General features: G+C 65.0%; 16 protein-coding genes. 11 read left to right on the forward strand and 5 right to left on the reverse strand.

Annotated features, from left to right (window positions below):
- Positions 1 to 449: 449 nt before the first annotated feature.
- The 5 genes from ACIPC1_RS34560 (at position 450) to ACIPC1_RS34580 (ending at position 7,341) form a co-directional block, all read left to right on the forward strand.
- The gene (locus ACIPC1_RS34560) at positions 450 to 1,193 is read left to right on the forward strand and encodes an NrtR DNA-binding winged helix domain-containing protein (RefSeq protein WP_402524361.1); all 744 of its coding nucleotides are present in this window, start codon (positions 450 to 452) and stop codon (positions 1,191 to 1,193) included.
- Positions 1,194 to 2,357 (forward strand): purine phosphorylase, encoded by a 1,164-nt coding sequence (locus ACIPC1_RS34565; protein ID WP_402524364.1) that lies wholly within the window; start codon positions 1,194 to 1,196, stop codon positions 2,355 to 2,357. It abuts the gene before it with no gap.
- Positions 2,354 to 4,330, forward strand: a complete 1,977-nt coding sequence (locus ACIPC1_RS34570) for a hypothetical protein (RefSeq protein WP_402524366.1) — start codon at positions 2,354 to 2,356, stop codon at positions 4,328 to 4,330. The genes ACIPC1_RS34565 and ACIPC1_RS34570 overlap by 4 nt, the downstream gene beginning before the upstream one ends.
- 89 nt (positions 4,331 to 4,419) lie before the next feature.
- Positions 4,420 to 4,959, forward strand: a complete 540-nt coding sequence (locus ACIPC1_RS34575) for a hypothetical protein (RefSeq protein WP_402524369.1) — start codon at positions 4,420 to 4,422, stop codon at positions 4,957 to 4,959.
- Between the two features lie 492 nt (positions 4,960 to 5,451).
- Positions 5,452 to 7,341 carry an ATP-dependent nuclease gene (locus ACIPC1_RS34580; protein WP_402524372.1) on the forward strand — a complete coding sequence of 630 codons (1,890 nt, stop codon included), beginning with the start codon at positions 5,452 to 5,454 and terminating at the stop codon, positions 7,339 to 7,341.
- 576 nt (positions 7,342 to 7,917) lie between these two features.
- Here the strand turns inward: ACIPC1_RS34580 and ACIPC1_RS34585 are convergent.
- The 4 genes from ACIPC1_RS34585 to ACIPC1_RS34600 form a co-directional block, all read right to left on the reverse strand.
- Complete coding sequence (locus ACIPC1_RS34585) at positions 7,918 to 8,271, reverse strand: ASCH domain-containing protein (protein WP_402524375.1); 354 nt, start codon at positions 8,269 to 8,271, stop codon at positions 7,918 to 7,920.
- Positions 8,268 to 9,389: a hypothetical protein gene (locus ACIPC1_RS34590; RefSeq protein WP_402524378.1), complete on the reverse strand. Its 1,122-nt coding sequence runs from the start codon at positions 9,387 to 9,389 to the stop codon at positions 8,268 to 8,270. The genes ACIPC1_RS34585 and ACIPC1_RS34590 overlap by 4 nt, the downstream gene beginning before the upstream one ends.
- 67 nt (positions 9,390 to 9,456) lie before the next feature.
- A complete protein-coding gene (locus ACIPC1_RS34595) occupies positions 9,457 to 9,888 on the reverse strand; it encodes a hypothetical protein (RefSeq protein ID WP_402524381.1) in 432 nt (143 codons plus the stop codon).
- Positions 9,885 to 10,301: a hypothetical protein gene (locus ACIPC1_RS34600; RefSeq protein WP_402524384.1), complete on the reverse strand. Its 417-nt coding sequence runs from the start codon at positions 10,299 to 10,301 to the stop codon at positions 9,885 to 9,887. Before ACIPC1_RS34600 ends, ACIPC1_RS34595 begins: the two co-directional genes overlap by 4 nt.
- 119 nt (positions 10,302 to 10,420) lie before the next feature.
- Between ACIPC1_RS34600 and ACIPC1_RS34605 the strand changes: the two genes are divergently transcribed.
- The 6 genes from ACIPC1_RS34605 to ACIPC1_RS34630 all read left to right on the forward strand — a co-directional run bounded on the left by ACIPC1_RS34605 (position 10,421) and on the right by ACIPC1_RS34630 (position 18,772).
- On the forward strand, positions 10,421 to 11,464 hold the full coding sequence (locus ACIPC1_RS34605; RefSeq protein ID WP_402524387.1) for a helix-turn-helix domain-containing protein: 1,044 nt from the start codon (positions 10,421 to 10,423) through the stop codon (positions 11,462 to 11,464).
- Positions 11,461 to 12,150, forward strand: a complete 690-nt coding sequence (locus ACIPC1_RS34610; RefSeq protein ID WP_402524390.1) for a YdcF family protein — start codon at positions 11,461 to 11,463, stop codon at positions 12,148 to 12,150. Before ACIPC1_RS34605 ends, ACIPC1_RS34610 begins: the two co-directional genes overlap by 4 nt.
- 28 nt (positions 12,151 to 12,178) lie before the next feature.
- Positions 12,179 to 12,916 (forward strand): WbqC family protein, encoded by a 738-nt coding sequence (locus tag ACIPC1_RS34615; protein WP_402524393.1) that lies wholly within the window; start codon positions 12,179 to 12,181, stop codon positions 12,914 to 12,916.
- A gap of 343 nt (positions 12,917 to 13,259) precedes the next feature.
- Positions 13,260 to 13,769, forward strand: coding sequence for a hypothetical protein (locus ACIPC1_RS34620; RefSeq protein ID WP_402524396.1), 510 nt, complete (start codon positions 13,260 to 13,262; stop codon positions 13,767 to 13,769).
- Positions 13,770 to 13,792: 23 nt separating this feature from the next.
- On the forward strand, positions 13,793 to 17,335 hold the full coding sequence (locus ACIPC1_RS34625) for a hypothetical protein (protein WP_402524398.1): 3,543 nt from the start codon (positions 13,793 to 13,795) through the stop codon (positions 17,333 to 17,335).
- Between the two features lie 615 nt (positions 17,336 to 17,950).
- A complete protein-coding gene (locus ACIPC1_RS34630) occupies positions 17,951 to 18,772 on the forward strand; it encodes a hypothetical protein (protein WP_402524401.1) in 822 nt (273 codons plus the stop codon).
- Here ACIPC1_RS34630 and ACIPC1_RS34635 read toward each other — a convergent pair.
- Positions 18,674 to 18,979 (reverse strand): hypothetical protein, encoded by a 306-nt coding sequence (locus ACIPC1_RS34635; RefSeq protein WP_402524403.1) that lies wholly within the window; start codon positions 18,977 to 18,979, stop codon positions 18,674 to 18,676. The two genes, ACIPC1_RS34630 and ACIPC1_RS34635, sit on opposite strands and share 99 nt — an antisense overlap.
- Positions 18,980 to 19,185: the final 206 nt, after the last annotated feature.

A 19,185-nucleotide genomic window follows, 5' to 3' on the forward strand; every position in this document is an offset into this window, starting at 1 on the left:
TCGGAATCGGCGCAGCCGTCATTCTCTACCTGGTCAACCGCTGAGCTGTTCGTCGACCTTCTGGACAACGCCCAACAGCACGCCGCCACCACTATCACCCTCCCTGCCCGGCTGCTGCTTTCGCAACGTGCAACTGGGCACTCCAGACAGGCGCCGTCGCCTGTTCCGCCTGGCGGCAGGACATCGACTTCGTCTGCCTCGCCGACGTGGACGCACCCCCCGTTCGTCCGACCGCCAGCCCAGGTAGCCCTCCGCACCTTCCTGGAACGGGAGTGCTCGTTCCCGAGCCGCTTCGAGGCAACACCGAACCAGCAGGCCGCGATCGGCCCACGCCTGGCTGCGGAGCGGACGACGAGTTGACCGCTCGGAGCGTCTCCGCCGTACAGCATCAGCGGCCTCCGCGGCACCCTTCTTGTTAAAGTGACAGGAACCGAAGTACCGTAAGCGGCATGCAAGTTGATGTGTGGTCACCCCCGCCCGTGCTGCTGACGGTCGATCTCGTGATCCTGACGCTGCGTGAGGGGCGATTGTGTGTCCTGCTCGTGGAGCGGGGCGAAGATCCTTTTCGGGGCATGCTGGCTCTGCCTGGCGGATTCCTCAATCACGCTGGTGAGGAGATCCTGGACGCCGCCCACCGTGAGTTGAGTGAGGAAACCGCTTTGCTCGCCGGATGGGTGCATCTTGAACAGTTGGCCACCTACGGGGACGCAGGCCGTGATCCACGGGGCCGAGTCGTTTCCGTGGCCCACTTGGCGATCGCGCCGGGACTCCCCGAGCCAGTCGCGGGAACGGATGCCATGGATGCTGCGTGGGTTCCCGCGGAAGCCGTCCTGTCCGGCGAGGTGGAACTGGCCTTCGATCACCGCCGGATCGTGACGGACGGAATCGAACGCGCGCGTACCAAGCTCGAATTCTCGGCGCTGGCCACAGCATTCTGTGGAGAGCTTTTCACCATAGCCGAGTTGCAGCAGGTGTACGAGGCGGTTTGGGGCACCGAACTCGACACCCGTAATTTCTACCGGAAAATCCAGGCCGTAAAGGGATTTATCATCGCCGACGGCTCGGGGCGTAGGACCACGGGAGGACGGCCTGCGCGGCTGTACCGGGCCGGGCCGAAAACAGTGCTGTTCCCACCGCTGATTCGACCTGTGCCGTCCACGACGGAAGAGGACATGGGAGAGGAAGGGGAATAAATGTCGAAAGACCTGGTGGTGATCCTCACCGCCCTCAATCTCGAGTACCAGGCCGTGCGCCAGAAACTGACTGGTCCACAGGTGCACCGTCATGAGCGTGGGACGCGGTTCGAGGTGGGAACCGTGCAGGGCGCTTCATGTCGTATCGCGCTCGGTCTGACGAGCAAGGGGAATCATTCCGCTGCGGTGATCGCTGAGCGCGCGATACAGGAGTTCTCGCCGGTGGCTGTGTTGTTTGTCGGCGTCGCCGGTGCCCTGTGGGACACGGCCAGACTGGGCGACGTGGTGATGGCGACACACGTGTACGCCTACCACGGCGGGACCAGCGAAGACGACGGACTCAAGGCCCGTCCCCGGGTGTGGGAGGCGCCGCACGGTATCAGCCAGCTCGGCTCGCATCTGGCTCGGGTGAACGACTGGGCTGACGACACGCCTGGTCATGAGCGCGCGCCGCAGGTGCGATTCGGTGCGATCGCCGCTGGCGAGGTCGTACAGAACTCGAAGATCTCGGCCCAGGCGCGGTGGATCCGGCAGCACTACAACGACGCGCTCGCGATCGAGATGGAGGCTGCCGGTGTGGCGCAGGCCGGTCATCTCAACGGGGCACCGGTGGCCATCATCCGTGGAATCAGCGACCGAGCGGACGGTACGAAGAGCAGCGCGGAGGACCGTAACTGGCAACCACGGGCTGCGGCGAACGCGGCGGCATTCGCCACACGGCTGGCCGTGGAGCTGGTGGGAGAACAGGAGCAGATCGCAATGTCCCAGGCAGACAGGGCCCATACGGCCGACGGACTCAATGAGCACGTCAGCAACACCGCCCATAACAGCACCGTTGGCATCATGGCCGGCTCAGTCAAGGAGAGCAGCGTCTACTTGAACGCGGACCCGAAGGTGACCAGGCCGGCGGACCTGGTGGCGGAACTGGACGGTTTCCGTGAGCACCTGAAGCGTCACCACGTCGAGGGCGCCCTCGACGACGACACCTACCGAGAGGCACTGGCCGAGCTGGGCTCTGCCCGCCGGGCGGCAAGGGAGGAAACTCCCGAATCATTCAAGAGGGCGACCATGGCACTCAAGAGGTTACGCGGTCTGAACGCAGAGATTCCCGAGTTGGTGGCCAGGCTGGCACCACTGGTTGTTGCGGCGGGTAACTTGTCATGAACGACGGCAGTAGTGTCACGCACAATTCGGCCGCATACGACTCCACAGTCGGAATTCAGGCTGAGACCGTACACAACTCCAACGTCTATTTCGTCAATCCGGATGCATCGCCTCAGGAAAAGTACAAGGTCGGTGTGCGGTTCCTGGAGGATGGCGTCCCCAGTCGTGCTCGCGACATGATCAGTGACGCGATCGCCCACGGACACGACAACGCGGAGGTCCGTTTCTATTGGGTGCTTGCCATGCTCAGTGCACGCGCCTACCACGACCTCAACACTGAAGAACTTCAGCGGCTGCACCATGCCTCCGGGCTACGGACCTACGCCGAGGGAGAGTGGAAAGACGCTCTGCGCGTCGCTTTCGAACTGCTGGCGATGCTCAGCACCGCGGACGGCGAAACAGGACGCGTACTGGAGCGGTTGCGAGCCCTGTCACCTCGCCAGCGTGACGCGATTCTCCGCCACTTCGACCTCGTACTCACCGGAGGGCTGAAGGACAGCCTGTGGGTCGAGAACCGGGAGGGGGCCGAGACGGCTCGCTTCGGCAACGGTCGGGTCCAACGGGTCTGGGCTTATTTCGAACCCGACCCCATCGGGCCACGGGCCCTGCTGCCCCGTCCGAGCACCGCTGCTGCTGCCCAGGCAGCTCTCCCAGTCCGAGTCGGCCTGTTCGTCGTCGTCACCGCATTCCTCTGGATCTTGGCGCTCGTCGCGGATCCGGCTGCGGCTGTCATCGAGTTACTGGTGGCGCTCGGTGCGGGCCTGACCGCAGCTCACTTCGGTCGTCGATGGTGGTACCAGGAACATCAGCTGAAGGCCGAGAACCATGAGTCCCACGTCCCGCACACGGGCGATCCTGCCTCTACCGGCGACGGGTTCACCAACCGCGTCCGTCATTCGTTCGACCACTACTTCAGTACCCGCGCGCCTCACGGATTCGCCCCGCACGAATGGCTCGGTCATACCGTCCACATTCGCAACAGGCTCGTCGCCGAGATCGCGCTCCTCTACCGCGAGAGCCGAGTCAGCGTGGACCGGGTCAACTGGCTGATCCGCTATCTCGCTGAGGATGCCCGAGACCGCCACAATAAAGGGACACTGTTCGATCAGCGCCACCAGAACTACGCGCTGGCGAAGGCGCTGTGCGTGGTCGCCCTCATCCCTCTCGGCATCACGACTCTGGCCCTGCTCGGAACAGTGGCCTCAGGTGCCAGCGGGTCGCAGCTGCCGCTGGCCATCCTGGCCTTGGGCGGTGCGGTCTGGTCCGGACGCGCGGCTGCGTCCTCGTGGCTGGCGGTCCGGAGTGAAGAGCACCGACTGGTCGAGAAAACCCAGGAATATGAAGAGCGGCTGACCGCGCGGCAAATCGCGTACCAGAACTGGAAGTCGTTCCTGGACGCCACACGGCCCAGTGAGCTGGAAATGGAGACCTGGCTCACCTGTGACAAGACGCTGTTCGTCGACGAAGCACTCCGCCACTATCAGCTCACCTGGCGCGATCTGATCACCCACACCATCCTGATGACACCTGCACGTCCCTACAAGCGAGGGCGTGTGAAGGGCGGTCCTTGGCGATACTCGCGCTACAGTTTCCGTCTTTTCCTGGTCACACAGGAGGGCGTTCGTGAAATCAGCACGGAATTCGATTTTGCTGACGCAAAACGTGGGAACGAACAGCGAAGCAACTATCGGTTCGACGCGTTGTCCTCCGTGCAGGTCACGGAACGTGCCCATATCGGCTACGACCTGGAGCTCGTCCTCACCAACGGGCCGGCCAGGAACATTCGTGTCAAAGACGCCGACACCCATCAACTGGCTCCGGACGAAAATTCTCAAGAAATCGCGGAAATCAACCTCAATTCGGCTGGTTTCATCCACACCTTCCGTCTCCTTGAAGGAATCGCGGCGGACGGAAAAGTTTGGATCGAACGAAACAATCCCAACAACCTGCCGTCTTTCCGGGCTGCCGACTGAGCCTTCCGGGCCTTCAGGACGGGCAGGGGGCCGGAGCGCCGGAGCCCTGCCCGCCCACTCATCAGCTCAGCCGGGATCCGAGCTTAGGAATGGCCGTGACTGCCACAGAAGACGTCACCGAGAGCAGACTGCTGTTGGCCGAATACGACCGCATAAAGGAGGAGCAGAAAACCCGGATAGGATTCCGTGACAACCTGCTCTACTTCACGCTCGCCGCGTCCACCGCAGTCCTGGCGATCGCCGTCCAGAGCAGGCAGGATCAGCTGCTGCTCGCCGTCCCCGTGATCTGCCTGGTCCTGGGCTGGACCTATCTGGTTAACGACGAGAAAATCTCGGCCGTCGGCTGCTATATCCGCGACCAGTTGGGGCCGCGGCTTGCCGAGCTCAGCGGCGCCCATGGCGCAGTGTTCGGCTGGGAGATCTATCACCGTGACGATGAGAGTCGCACCACGCGCAAGCGACTACAGGCTGCTGTGGATCTGTTCACTTACTTGGCCTTGCCGATGATCTGCGTAACCGCATTCTGGTGCTCTTCCGCCGCCCAGCCTCTACTCGTGATCGTCTCCCTCGCGCAGACACTTGCCTTGGCCGTACTGGGCTGGCAGTTCCTGCGCTATGCGGAGCGGTAGTACTGCTCTGGCGCTCCGTTTCACGTTGAATTGGCCGTCCCGACCCGCACGGCCGGGTAACCGCCTCCGCGGCGCTGGGCTGCACGGTGTGTAGCCCGGACCGGGCTACGCACCGACCCGTTGTTGCGCTTCGGGTGAGCCAACGGAGTAGGGCCTACTGCAGGTTTGGGTGACAGGTTCGGTCACGCGGCCTGGAGGGCCGGCGTGGTCATGACGATCTCGAATTCGATAGGGGTCAGGCGGCACCCGATTGTGTACCAGACCCCATCCAGCTTGCGGTCGGGCACTCGACAACGTGTCCGGCGGACAGGGTCGGCTGGGAAAAAATCGAACAGGATCCATCTAGATCGGTTCGATTCGGTCAGATCTGTTCACGGCATCAATAAGCCATCTCCACGGACATATGATGATGCGCCTGGGTCGTCTGGTGCCCAGGTCAATGTCTGAGGTGAGGCACCGCGTCAGATTGCGGCCGTCCCCAGACGCCAGGGAATGGAGCGGCAGAGAACGGTGCACCTGCACAGCTTCACCGTGTGTGGATTCCGGTCCCTCAAGGACGTCCGCGCGATCCCGATCAGTACGCCGACCATCCTCGCCGGCCAGAACGACGGCGGTAAGAGCGCAGTACTTGCCGCGCTGACTTTCCTCGTGGGCAAGGAGCAGTTGGCCGAGGACGACCGCACGTACGAGCTCGGCTCGTCCGCGGAGGAAATTGGGGCGACACCTTTCTCCCGGTGCTCGACCACCTGGGTGGAGGGACTGTTCACGCTCGACCCTTGGGAGCAGGAGACGTTCGTGCTCCCCGTGAAGAAGCTGCGTGTACGCCGACGCGCTGCAGCCGACGAGACTCCCGTGCTGGAGTGCTGGGCGCCGCTTGCCGATGATGAACGACTGCGCGATCCTTCCCGGTTGTCTCTCGCCGAGGTCCGGGCCCTGGCCAAGGAATTGCTTCCAGAGCTGGCCTCCATCAAACGTCTCGATATCGAGCCTGAGCTGCGCAAGTACGGTATGGCGCACGCCTCGACGACGTCGGACTGGGTGCCGGCTCCGAAGGAGATGGAGCGACGCCTGCCCCGGCTGATGCCGTTCGACGGGAAGTCGGCCGACCCGGATGGTGCCGTCAGGACGGCGCTGATGGGGCGCTATCAGGCTCATATGGCAGATCCCACTCTTCAGGGTCGCCTGCAGTCGATCGAGGACGGGATCAGGGAGCGGCTCCAGGACGACGCGCAGTCTCTGTGCGAGCACATTCAGAGCCGCTGCGACGACCTCACCGAGGTGTACGTCGAGCCCGAGGTCTCCTTCTCCCACGGCCTTCGGGGCGCACCCCTTCGGATTGCCCGTACGAAGGGTGAAGCTGTCGGCCTGTCACGTTCCGGACTGGGCAGCGCGCGCCGTATCTCCCTTGCCATCTGGGAGTGGAACAGTCGGCTCCTCACACGCGAGGAGCTCGGCGACGTCGATCCTTCCGCCGAGCCCGAGGTTGTCGAAGACGCCCCGCCGCCGGTACAGACGATCGTGATCTACGACGAGCCGGACACACATCTCGACTACGGCCATCAGCGCAAGATCATGCAGCTCATCCGTGACCAGAGTGCGCTGCCCCATGTGAACGTCATCGTCGCCACCCACTCCATGAACCTGATCGACGGTGTGGACATCGCCGACGTCGTGCATCTGCGGCTGGAGGACGGCCGGACACTGGTAGAGCGGTTGGGCGCCGACACTCATAACGAGATCGACGGCCACCTGGGGCGGATCGCTGCTGCGGTGGGCCTGCGTAACTCCGTGCTCCTGCACGAGCGTTGCTTCCTGGCTGTCGAGGGCGACACCGAACAGCGGGTGATTCCCACTCTGTTCCGACTGTCCGAGGAGCAGTCCCTGCAGTCGGCCGGCATCGCACTGTGGGCGTGCTTCAACAACGAGGGGGCGCTGCACCTCGCCCACTACTTGGTCGAGCACGGCCGAACCGTGATGCTCATGGTGGACGCCGACAGCCGTACCCTGCCCAAGGGGCTCTTCAAGGAGGCCCGCCTCCAGCAGTTCTTCGGCAATGCCGTCGACGATGTTGTCCGCTTTGTGGGCGAACCGGACTCCTTCAACGAGCTGGAAGAGCTGTTCCCGGACGACCTGTGGGCTGCGGTCGCCAACGACCTCTGGCCGAAGGGCGAACCGTGGACCGCGACCGACTTCACCGTTCAACGCCCCGGCAAGAAGTTCAGCAAGGAAGTGCTGAACATGCTCCGGACCTGCAGTCCGAACGGACCCAGCGGCAAGCCCGACATGATGTTCGGGCTGGTGAGCACGCTCACCAGCCCTGATCAAGTACCCGCGCAGCTGCGGGAGGTCTTCGGTGAGCTCAGAAAGCTGGCCGCAGGGTAACGCTGCGCAGCGTCGGCCTGGTCTCGTCGGTGCCACGACGGCGCCGCCGCCGTGCCAGCATGCGCTCCTTGCGCTGCTCGGACGTCGGCGGTTCCCACTTGTGCCAGCCCACTGGCGGCTTCCATCGCTGGGCATGCTCCCGTGCCTCAAGCCCGCACCAACGGCAGCCACCCGGCGCAGGTATGTGCTGGTCAGATGCGTTGTGCTCGTCAGTCATGAGTTTCCCTCCCCACAGGGGATTCTTCCCTACGGCACTGACATCACCCTTGCAATCGAAGCGATGTATTTCACGCTAAAACGGAATAATCGCGCGAGCCACTCGTGAGTTCTCTACCTGATGACGTGAGCCGTTGCGGAGCGCGGTGGCCAGACGACCAACAGGACTGGGAACAAGCGCACCATCGTCAGCGTGGTCCTGGTCCATGCGAATGGTTCTGTCATGGGCGGCCGGCTCACGGGGATGAACTCGGTGCCGATGGAGGTGACGAGTGTGGGCTAGCCGAGGACGGCACCTGCCGCAGCGAACAGCGTGCGCGTAGTAGCGGCGGCCTTACTGCATGAACCTCGGGTGTGGGGTCAACTGCGGACCTCCATCTGGATGGCCAGGGCGCCGAGGGCTTCCTTATCCGGTGGGTAGATGGCCCGGATGTTGGCGAGCTGCTCGTCGCGGGTGGCCGTGGGGTTGACGTTCGAGGGGCCTTCGCCGTCGAGCAGGGTGCCGAAGTCGGGGTACTCAGTCACGCGCCTGACCTCGACCTCGCAGGTCTCGTCCGTGCCCTTGATGCGGAACCGGATGACGTCACCGGCCGCCAGGTCGGCGAGGTGTGGGTATTTGACCCGTACCTCGATGGTCTTGGTGCCGGCGGCGACGAGGTCGAAGTACTGGCGGTAGAGGTTGAGTTCGCGGACGCGCGGGATGGTGTTGCTCATGGGGAGGGAAGGCTCCTGGGGGCTGGTGCGGTGATCAGGCGGCCGATCTCGGCTGCGGAGTACGAGCGGAAGAAGTGCCGGGGGTCGGACAGCAGCGTTTCGGCGGTAGCCAGCAGTTGATCGGCATATTCGGAGCCGGTGCCAGGCCATCGTCGGGTGTCGAGCATCCAGTCGTCGGCGCCCTCGGGCAAGGGGACGTGGCCCTCGCGGATGAGGGACTTGGAGAGTTTCGCGCCGGTGTCGGTGACGATCTGCGGGCAGAACAGGCGGGCGGGGAGTTGGGCGCGGGTCAGACCGACGGCTTGGAGGGCTTCGTCGACGAGGAGGGAGCCGAAGACCCAGTCGCCGCCCTTGACCATGACGTGCAGGGTTCCACCCGCCCGCGTGCTGGTGTGGGCGAGTTCCTTGACGAGGTTGCGGTAGAGGGTGGCCAAGTGGAGATAGGCGCCAGCGGTGAGCGTGATTGTGACCTGGTAGGGGCCGTGGTGGAGGCAGACGGCAGCGACGGTGGCCGTTTCTCGGTCGGTGAGATGTACCCGCGTGCGCTCCGCGTGTTTCTCGGACCAGCCGCAGCCGGGGTGCGGACAGGGGATGCGCACGTGTGGGGTGCCGGTGGAGGGGGCGAGCCACCAGCGGGCGGCGTCGAGCCGGGGCAGTAGCCGCAGCCAGGTGCGGCGGAAGTGTTCGCCGGCTTGCTGGTGGGTGTAGGTCTCGACGCGGTGTGGGATGCCCAGCCGCCGGGAGAGAGCCGTGAACAGGGGTTGGTACAGGGCGGCGACGAGGTCGGTCAGAGCCTGGTCGCCGAGGGCCTGGGCGTAGGCGCGTTGGTAGCGGTGGCCGCTGGCCGGGTCTGTAGCCAGTTCGTACGGAGCGTTGTCGAGGGCGCTGAAGAGCACCTCGGTGGGGATGCCGAAGCGGTCACGCAGGCGGGCCGCCATGGCGAAGGCGAGCGACTGTACGAGCGAGGTGCCGATGTGCGGGGCGCCGTTGATCTGGGTGCCGACGACGAGCACGATCCGCTCGGGCGGAGCGGCCAGGATGCGTGGCGTCAGGACGTCCTCGGCGCGGAGAAGGGCGTTGGCGAGGACGGTGTTCGGTGAGACGAGGTGGGGCGTCATGGATGTCCCCTTGTGGTCAGGTCGGAGGGAAGTAGGTGTTGCCGGGTCTGACGGGGCGTCCCTGGCACTAGAGACCGGCGTCAGTGCGCGCTTCTTCTTGGGCACAGGCGACGTACGGGTGTTGGAGCGCGGTGCGGAGGGCTTCTGAGTCGGTGAGGGTGTCGTCGTCCGGTAGCTCGCACCAGCCGCCGAACCAGTCGTCGAGCCGCTCCACGCCGGGCGCGACGAGCCAGGAGTTGGTGGAGAGATGCCGTACCGGCAGGCCGTCCCAGCAGTCGGCGGTGCCGGTTGCGATGGCGTAGTAGAGGCGCTCGTTGGGCCCGTCGTAGAGCACCGGGCCGATCGACGCACCGGTGCCGCGGAGGTGGGTCAGGGCCAGGAGGCCGGTCTCGGCAGAGGTGCGCACGAGGTCCCAGCCGTTGCCGACCTTCAGCAGACGCAGTCCGGGAACGTCGCTGACCATGGGCGCGCTGCGCAGCGCGTCGCGCACGGACATCATGTGTCCCCCTGCGGCTGGAGGTTGGGGCTCGTGCTGCGGGAAGGTGCGGACTCCGTGATCGGCTTGAGGGAGCGGACCACGATCAGACGGGTGCCCGTTGCTGTTATCTGTCGCTTCCGTTCGTTGCCGATGCTCCTGGGGCCGAGGTGGCTGAGGGCGGGGACCACGGCGCCGTAGGTGTCGGGTAGTTCGAGGGTGTCGACCAGCCCGACAAAGGCGGGGGAGCGGATGGCCACCGTGGCGTCGCGGTCGGTGAAGACGCCGCAGAGGGCCAGTTCGTGCCGACGGCAGTAATCGGTGAGGCAGTCGACGAGCGCCGCATGGCGGACCAGGCCGCCGGTGACGTGTCGCAGGTAGCCGAAGACCTGAGGGAAGGCGACGCGTCGGCGTTCCGTGATGAGTTCATCGTCCATGTCCACAGCGTCGGTCGGCGTGAAGGGCCTTGAAATGACCTGCTGTTGTACTTCCGTTGCACTTCCCGCCCCACGTCGTCACCGAGAGTGCTTCCATACGTGACGGAGGGAGGTAATCCGTGGTCAGCGTGCAGCAGTGGACGGGCCGGGAAGCGAGCGCTCTGCGCGTTGCTCTGCGAATGAGCATGCGGGCCTTCGCCGAGCACCTGGGTGTCGCGCTGCGTACGGTGGCCAAGTGGGAGAGCCTGGGAGTCGAAACCCAGCCCCGGCCCGATACCCAGGCGATCCTCGACACCGCGCTTGCTCGTGCCGATGCTGCCGCCCATGCCCGGTTCGAGGCGGTGCTGTTCCCCGAGCGGAAGAGCGCTAGGCCGGCGGACTACGAGACCTGGACCGAGGACATCGAGCGCGCCGTAGTCTGCGTCAGCCGCCAGGACTTCCCCTTCGCCGCGACCTTGTTGAACCGCTGGCTGGCGAGCCGTGACGCGCACGGCCTGGATGACAAGGGCCTTTATCTGTATGGGCGTTCGCTTGTCCTGCTCGGTGATGTGCAACGAGACCAGGGCGCGATCCTCGGCCCGCTGTCCGCCCGGCAGTCCTACCTGACTGCGCGCGACATGTTCTCCGAGCTGGCCATCCCGCGCCGGGTCGCCCAGATCGAGCTGTCCCTCGCTGTCGTGCAGGAGATGTCAGGTCAGCTGGATGCCTCCGCCCGATGGTACGAGCAACTCGCCGCCGACCAGCGGCTCAGCCGACGAGACCGAGCCCGGGCCCGGTTGTGGATCGGCACGGCTCTGAGCAAGGAGGGCAACAACGAGTACGCCACCAACGTCATGGCTGCTGCCACCCGCGAGTTCGAGGAACTCGGCGAGCCGGAGGACTGGTCCGTGGCACACCAGAAGCTCGCCCTGGCCCACCGCGGCGCCGGCGACCTGAAGCAGGCCCTGCACTACATCGACATCGCGCGCACCACCGGCACGGTCGACTCCCCGATGCAGCGCGTGCGGCTGGACACCGCGTACGGGCACATCCTTCTGTCGGATGCGGCGACCCGGAATGATGGGCTGTCCGTCCTCGATCAGGCGGCACAGGTGGCCCAGCAGTTTGGGCTGAGCCACCAGTTGCGCAGCATCGAGGGCATCCGAAAGGGCCAGCAGGGATGAGTCAGGGAGTGCCAGTGCCGGAGCACCAACAGCGTCAGATCACCGACGAGCAGTTCCACGACGCGACGTTGATCTGGAACTACCACCAGATGGGACATGAGGAGCGGCCCTGCTCGGCGGCAATCGGCCTGGGCAGCCACGACCTGGGCGTGGCCGCCACAGCCGCCGACCTCTACCGCGCCGGCCTCTTCCCCGTCGTCGTGTTCAGCGGCGGAAACAGCCCCACCACCCGCGCCCGCTTCCCGCGCGGCGAGGCCGTCCACTACCGCGAGCACGCGCTGAGTCTGGGCGTGCCGGACGAGGCGATCATGGTCGAGTCGAAGGCGGCGAACACCGGCCAGAACATCACCTTCTCCCGGGAGTTGCTGGCGGAGGTGGGCGTGGAGGTGGAGTCGTTGCTGCTGATCTCCAAGCCGTACATGGAACGCCGCTCGTACGCGACCTGCCGCAAGCTGTGGCCCGAGGCCGAGGTGGTCTGCGCCTCCGAGCCGCTGGAGTTGGACGACTACATCAAGTCCATCGGCGACGAAAAGCTCGTCGTCGACATGCTCGTCGGGGACCTGCAACGGGTGATCGAGTACCCGAAGCTCGGCTTCGCCGTCGAGCAGAACGTACCGGGGGATGTGCGTGACGCTTACGAGCGCCTCCTGGGCGCCGGCTTCGACAGCCGACTCATCAACAGCTGACACACGTCGACTCGGGGCGAGCGGCGGGGTGTGCGCGATCCACCAGCCGAACCTGTTTCCTCGGCTGTCCACGCTGGCCAAGCTGTTCGCCGCCGACCGGTGGATCGTCCTCGACGATGTTCAGTTCGCGCGCCGGGACTACCAGCAGCGCACCCGGCTCGCAGCTCTCGACGACCCGGGCAGGCAGCAGTGGCTCACGCTCCCCACGCACCTGCCCAACGGACGCCCGACGCTCGTCAACCAGGCGTTGCTCGTCCAGCCGCGCCGGTCTCGCCGAACGGTCAGCCTGCTCATTCGCCAGTACTACGGTCGTAGCCGCTACTGGCCTGCGGTGAGTGAGGTCCTGGACGTGGTCCTCGATCGGTTCGAGAACACGGACCGTGTGGCGGACCTCGCGAGGACATCGACCCTCGCCCTGCTCACCGCTCTCGGCTGGAATGGTGAAGTGCTGGAAAGCAGTGCCATCCGGACCCGCCAGAGCCGGTCCGAGCGACTGGCCGACCTTGCCGTGGCCACCGGCAGCAACTACTACCTGTGTGGCACCGGCGGCCTGCGCTACCTCGACTACCAGCCGTTCGCCGCCCATGGCATCACCGTTGTGCCTTTCCGCACCCCTGTGGATGCAGGCGATCGGCTCTGGCAGCGGGCCCGACGGGTCAGCAGCCTCTGGGCATTGAGCGCGACCGGCCCGAGTGAACTGGCCACCAGGCTGACGGCCGAACGAGAAGCTCACCTCCTTGGAGGCCACGCTGATGACGATCTTTGAAAACGGGTCTGGCCAGAATTTCGTGACGGTCACGACGGACGGTCTTCCCCACAGACTGCCGCCCACGATCAGCGTGAGCACCCCGACAGACCGGCACACCAGCCCTTTGACCAGCGACTTCAAGTTGGCGGAGGCTCAGTGGCCAGTAGCAGTGCACGGCTCTGGTCGCTCGGAGCGCGGACCCAGTGTCCTTGGTGCCCCGTGCAGGTCTCTGGCGGGTCCCCCCATCGCGGACGGACAATACGATGATTTGGGAGGCAAGTCAGCCCGCGTATGTCTTCGCCTGATTCTGAGTGTAGGCAGGATGTATTTGCTTGCTGACCACACGTAGGGGGGTGTTCGCGTGGTGATCGAGGCCGGGGTAGTGGCTGGATATGTGATCGCGTGGGCGGTAGGCAAGGCACGCCGAGCGGCTGGCCGTCTGGATGCCGAGACTGATGCGGTGTTGGACGCGGGGCTGGACCGGCTGCACACGGTAGTGACCGCCAAACTCGGCGCCCATCCTGCCCTAGATCATCTTGCTGCGGAGACCGCGGCCAATGATGGACAGATCAGCGACCTGACCCGTAAGCAAGTTGAGTCGGCGGTCGCTGATGCAGCACGTGAGGACGACGAGTTCGCTCAGGAGGTCACCGAGATGGTGGCCGAGCTGGGGGCTGCCAAGCAGGACGGCGGCGTGTCCGTGGTGGCCGGCGCAGGGTCGACGGTGTTCACCGGGGACTCGCACCTCCGCGCCAGCGGTGACGGGATCAATATCGCTTTCGGCCAGGTTGCCGGGACGGTGAGTCTGGACGGCGTTGCCGCGGATGGGCAGCGGCCGGACCCTCCCGAGCCGGGCCGGTCGCGCCACTGACCGCACCCGGAGTATCCGGTGGCATGGCCGACACCGAGGATCTTCAGCCGCCAAATGGTCCGGTCGGTCCGGCATCTGATGACCCCCATGAAGAGAGGGGCGGGCCCAGCTTCAGGCATGTCGCCGGGAATGTAGCGGTGACCATTCACCAGCACCGCAGTCTTCCTACGGCACGGCCGGTGCACTCGACATACTTGCGACAGGTAGAACGGATCGCCCCACCCCAGTTGGTGGACCGGGACGCTGAACTGGCTGAGCTGGCTGCTTTCTGCCTGGAGGAACAACGCGGTTCGTACGTGTGGTGGCGAGCCGGGCCATGGGCCGGCAAGTCCGCGCTGTTGTCCACCTTCGTGCTCAATCCACCTGCTTCGCTTGCCGTTGGCCAGGTGCGGCTGGTGTCATTCTTCATCACCGCCCGGCTGGCCGCGCAGGACACCCGTGGGGCATTTGTCACCCTGTTGACGGAGCAGCTGTGTGCGCTGCTCGACCTGGATCTGCCAGCCGGCGTGAATGAGGCGACTCAGGAGGCAGCCCTGCTGGATCTTCTCGCTCAGGCTGCGGCGGCGTGTCAGCATGCAGGCGGCCGACTGGTGTTGGTCGTTGACGGATTGGACGAAGACCGCGGAGTGACCACCGGACCGGGAACACACAGCATCGCTGGACTGCTGCCTGGCCACCCGCCGGCAGGGATGCGAATCATCGTCGCCGGGCGGCCCAACCCGCCGATCCCCTGCGACGTGCTTGACTGGCATCCGCTGCGCACTCCAGGCATCATCCGCATGCTCAGCGACTCGCCACAGGCCCGGGATCTGCAACGGCTCAGCCAGTCCGAACTCGTACGCCTGCTTGACGGCACTCCTGTTGAGCAGGATTTGCTGGGTCTGCTCACCGCCGCCCGGGGCGGCTTGACCGGCCCGGACCTGCGCGAGCTAACCGACGCGGACCTCGTGCACATCGAGAGAATTCTGCACACCGTGGCCGGACGCACGTTCAACCGTCGCGTTGCAGCCTGGAGGCCGGACAACAGATCGCAGGTGTACTTGCTCGGCCATGAAGAACTACACAACGCTGCCTGCCACTACCTGGGCTCCGATCGCCTGGCTGGCTACCGAAACCGATTGCACGCCTGGGCCAAGGGCTACAGCGCCTCCACGGGCGACAAGCCGTCGTGGCCGCCGCACACCCCCGAATACCTGCTAACCGGCTATTCACGCATGCTGTCCTCCTCCGGCGACACCAACCGCTTGGCTGCCCTGGCCACCGACCCTGCTCGCCACAACCGAATGCTCGATTTGTCCGGCGGAGACATCGCAGCCCTCACCGAGATCAGAATTTGCCAGGACTTGCTCCTGCAGTGTCCGGAACCAGATCTGTACACGCTGGGCAGGCTGTCTCACCACCGCGGTCAACTCGAGTCCCGGAACGCCCACATCCCCAGCGGCCTTCCCGCGGTATGGGCCACCCTTGGCCAGCCCAACCGGGCTGAAGCACTCGCCCACGCCATCAGCGACCCAGAACTGCAGACCATTGCGCTGGCCCTAGTGGTGCGGGCAGTGGCCGCGACTGGTGACCACCAGAGAGCCATGCAGATCTCCGGCACCATTGCCATGCCGGAGCGGCAGGCGGCTGCGCTGGGCGCGGTAGCGGAGGCAGTAGCTATCACCGGTGACCATGGCCGGGCCGAGCTGATCGCCCAAACCGTTACAGACCCTTGGTGGCAAGCTGTTGCGCTGGGTGTGGTGGCGAAGGCGGTCGCGGCCGGCGGTGATCGCATCCGGGCCGAACAGATCGCACACGCCGTTGCTCACCCGCAGGGGCGGGTGAATGCACTGGGCTTGGTAGTAGAGGTGCTGGCTGCCGCTGGCGAACATCAACAGGCTCTAGATCTGGCCACCGCCGCCGAGACAATCGCTGGCACCATCACCGACACATACCAGCAGCAGCGAGCATGGGGTGTGGTGGCGAAGGCGGTCGCGGCCGGCGGTGATCGCATCCGGGCCGAACAGATCGCACACGCCATTACCGACCCGCTCGAGAAGGCTTTTGCACTGAACCGGTTAGCGAGGGCCGTGGCCGCCACTGGAGACCACGAGCGGGCCGAACAGATCGTCCGGACGATTACCGACCGGTACCAGCAGACGCAGGCGCTGGGCAGTTTGGCTTTGGCGGCGCACGCTGCTGGTAACCACCAGCGAGCTACAGAGCTAGCCACCAACGCCGAGGGAACGGCCCGCAGCATCACCAACCCACGGGACCAGGCAGTTCCGCTCTCGCATGCAGCAGAGGTGGCAGCCGCCGTGGGTGACCATCAGCGAGCCCGACGGCTGGCCACCGACGCCGAGCGGATCGCCCGCACCACCAACGACCCGGACCAGGAGACGCGGGAGCTAACTGCAGTGGCGGAGGCTGTAGCTGCCGTGGGTGACCGTCAGCGAGCCCGACGGCTGGCCACCGACGCCGAGCGGATCGCCCGCTCCATCACCACCCAGTACCGACAGACTGAAGCACTGACCGAGGTGGCGCGGGTGCTAGCCACTGCTGGTGATCACGAGCGGGCCGAGCAGCTCGCCCGCACAATCGACAATCCGTACCAGCAGACGAAAGCGTTGACCGTGGTGGCGCGGGTGCTGGCCACTGCTGGTGATCACGAACGGGCCGAGCAGCTCGCCCGCACAATCAACAATCCGCACGAGCAAACACAGGCATTTGCCGCAGCGGCGCAGGCGGCGGCTGCCGCCGGTCTTCATCAGCGAGCCCTTGGGCTGGCAGCCGAGACTGTGGAATGCGCCCGCACCACTTTCGATTGGGACGTAGAGAGGTGGGTGCTGGGTGTCGTGGCGGGGGTGTTGGCTGCTGCTGGTGACCACGAACGGGCCGAGCAGATCGCCCTGACGATCACCGACCGGTATCAGCGGACGCAGGCGCTGGGCAGTTTGGCTTTGGCGGCGCACGCTGCTGGTGACCACCAGCGAGCACGAAGGATGGCCGCCGACGTTGAACGAATTGCCCAGGCCATCACCGACCCGCGTTGGCAGATACAGGCGCTGACCAGAGTGGCGGAGGTGATGGCTGCCAGGGGTGACCGCGCACAGGTCCAACGACTGGCCACAGACGCCGAGCGGATTGCCCAGGCCATTTCCGACTCGGACGAGCACGTTGCCGCACTGGGCAGAGTAGTCGTGATGGCGGCTGCGATTGGCGACCATCAGCGAGCACGAAGGATAGCCACCGATGTTGAGCGCATAGCCCGATCCGTCTCCGACCCGCGCCATCAGATGCAGGCGGTGGCCAGGGCTGCGGAGTATATGGCTCTCGCCGGTGATCACGAGCAGGCCGAGCAAGTTGCCCGCTCCATCACCGAACCGCGGCGGCAGACGCAGGCATTAACCGAGGTGGCACGGATAGCCGGTCGGCCGCGGGCTAGTCACTTGTTGGGGCAGGCATTCGTCCTGGGAACTTGGCTGACACCTCTGCCGGTGCTGGCGCAGCTCTACCCACGCGAGGTGATTCGGATCTGTGACGCGGTGTATTCAGACGGAGGCATAGTGTCAACTGTCCGGAGCTAAAGGCACCCGGTTTGCACAACGCACATCTCTGGCGATCACGTCCCGCGCAGTGGTGTAGTGGCGCGATCTTGCTGAGTCTCTGTGTTGAACGGGCCAGGGGGCTGGTGCAGGCGCGACCTGAGAGGTGATCGCTGCTACACCACTCGGCTGGACATTACCTATCTGGCCTTGTTTCGGCGTCAGTAGAGGCCGTGGGAGCGGGTCGAACAACGCCTACTCCTCTGAGGAAATCACAGGCGTCGACCACTGTGTGGAGTGGGTACGCAGAGGAGTGCCATGGCCTGATGGTTTAGGTAATTACCAGTCCCCGTCAAGATGTCAAGCAAGACGACTGCGCAGATTCTGCGCGCGCCGCGCAGGATTTGAAGGACGTGTACAGGAGAGAGTCTCGCTGAAATCCGGGCCATGATGCTGAGAAGACATCGGTTGTCGCCCGCTTAGATGCGGCGGCATTCTCACAGCAGAGGAACGGCGATGCCACCCGAAGACGACCCGTCCCGCACTGAGCACACGCGCATAACTGATCTTGCTGCGCTGCTGTGCTGTTTGGCGACCCTGGTCTCTGCGATCGCGGGTCTGGTATCGGCCGTGCGCGGCAGCTAGAGGAGGCTGACCATGGGCATGGAGTTCAGCGGCTCTTACGAGCAGGGAAAGAAGCGCCGCAACGAGATCGACTGGAGCATGGTTGACGGAGTCCTGGAGGGCTGCGCACGCGCCAAGGAGAAGGCGGACGCTCTGCACCTCATCCTAACCACGGAGCACGCGCCGGAGGAGGAGTCAACGGCGGTGAAGTTCGGTCAGATCTTTACGAAGATCATCGACCAAGCCGCAGACGTGCCAGGCGTTACGCGACAGGCCCTGTGCAACGAGATGCACTATCACCCCAGCAGCGTGAAAAGGATCGAGAAGGCTGAGAAGCTGCCAGAGGAAGAGGAATACATTAAGAAGCTGATCCCGGCAATCGAAAAAGGATCGGGTCGCCCTGTCAAGGTCGAACTACAGGCCGAGGGGCGGGAGCTTCTTACTGAGGCGCATGAGATTCGCCGAAACGCCCAGGAGAAGTACGAGTTCGAAATGAGGAGGTGCGACGAAGCGTTCGCACGGATAGAAGCCGGGGCGGCACGGGCCAGCGAACTGAAGGTGGAGATTGAGTCGCTGGAAGGACGGATCAACAAGTTGGAGGCCAGCCGGTCCGGCGCTTCCAGTGCTCCTGGCGGGCAACAGGTCACGGCGGACCCCAACGTCTACCTGCAGATGTTCATCTTGCGCTCTCAGCTTGCAGACGCGAGGGCGGACCTGGCACGCGTCTTGGAGCAACAGGAAGGAGACATTGGGGAGCTACGCAACTGCCTCCAACAGCTGAGCGACACCTTTGCTGAAGTGGATCAGTCCCTCGGGCGGGTACTGAAGGCCATGGCCAGGACCGCAGATGAGTGATCGCCGGCTACTCTTCGACCGGCGTCTCGGTCTCGGGTAGGGGCAGCAGGCCGTAGCCGAAGAACGCGTAGGCATGGTGTAGATGCGCTCCACGGCGCGCAGGGTGCCCGCCGTGGCGTCGCGCGGATTGGCGAACGGCTGCCCGCCGTGTGCACCTCGTTGTTGTGCTCGAACTGGGCGGTTGGTCATCAGGACTTCACCGCGCACCTCGACGGTGACCGGCTCGGCGAGTTCATCCGGCAGGCCGTCGATTCTGCCAGGCCCTCCATAGCAGCTGAGCTGAGGGTCGGGTCAGGCGTCCGCTGCGGCAACAGCCGCGCGGAACTCTTGCGCCATCAAGGCGACCGAGCCACGCTGGAAAGGCATCTCGCCCGACACTCTGGCCATTGCTAGTGTGATGCGCCAGAAATCCT

The organism is Streptomyces sp. NPDC087263 (genome assembly GCF_044744645.1).
In the GTDB taxonomy this organism is placed as follows: Bacteria; Actinomycetota; Actinomycetes; order Streptomycetales; family Streptomycetaceae; genus Streptomyces.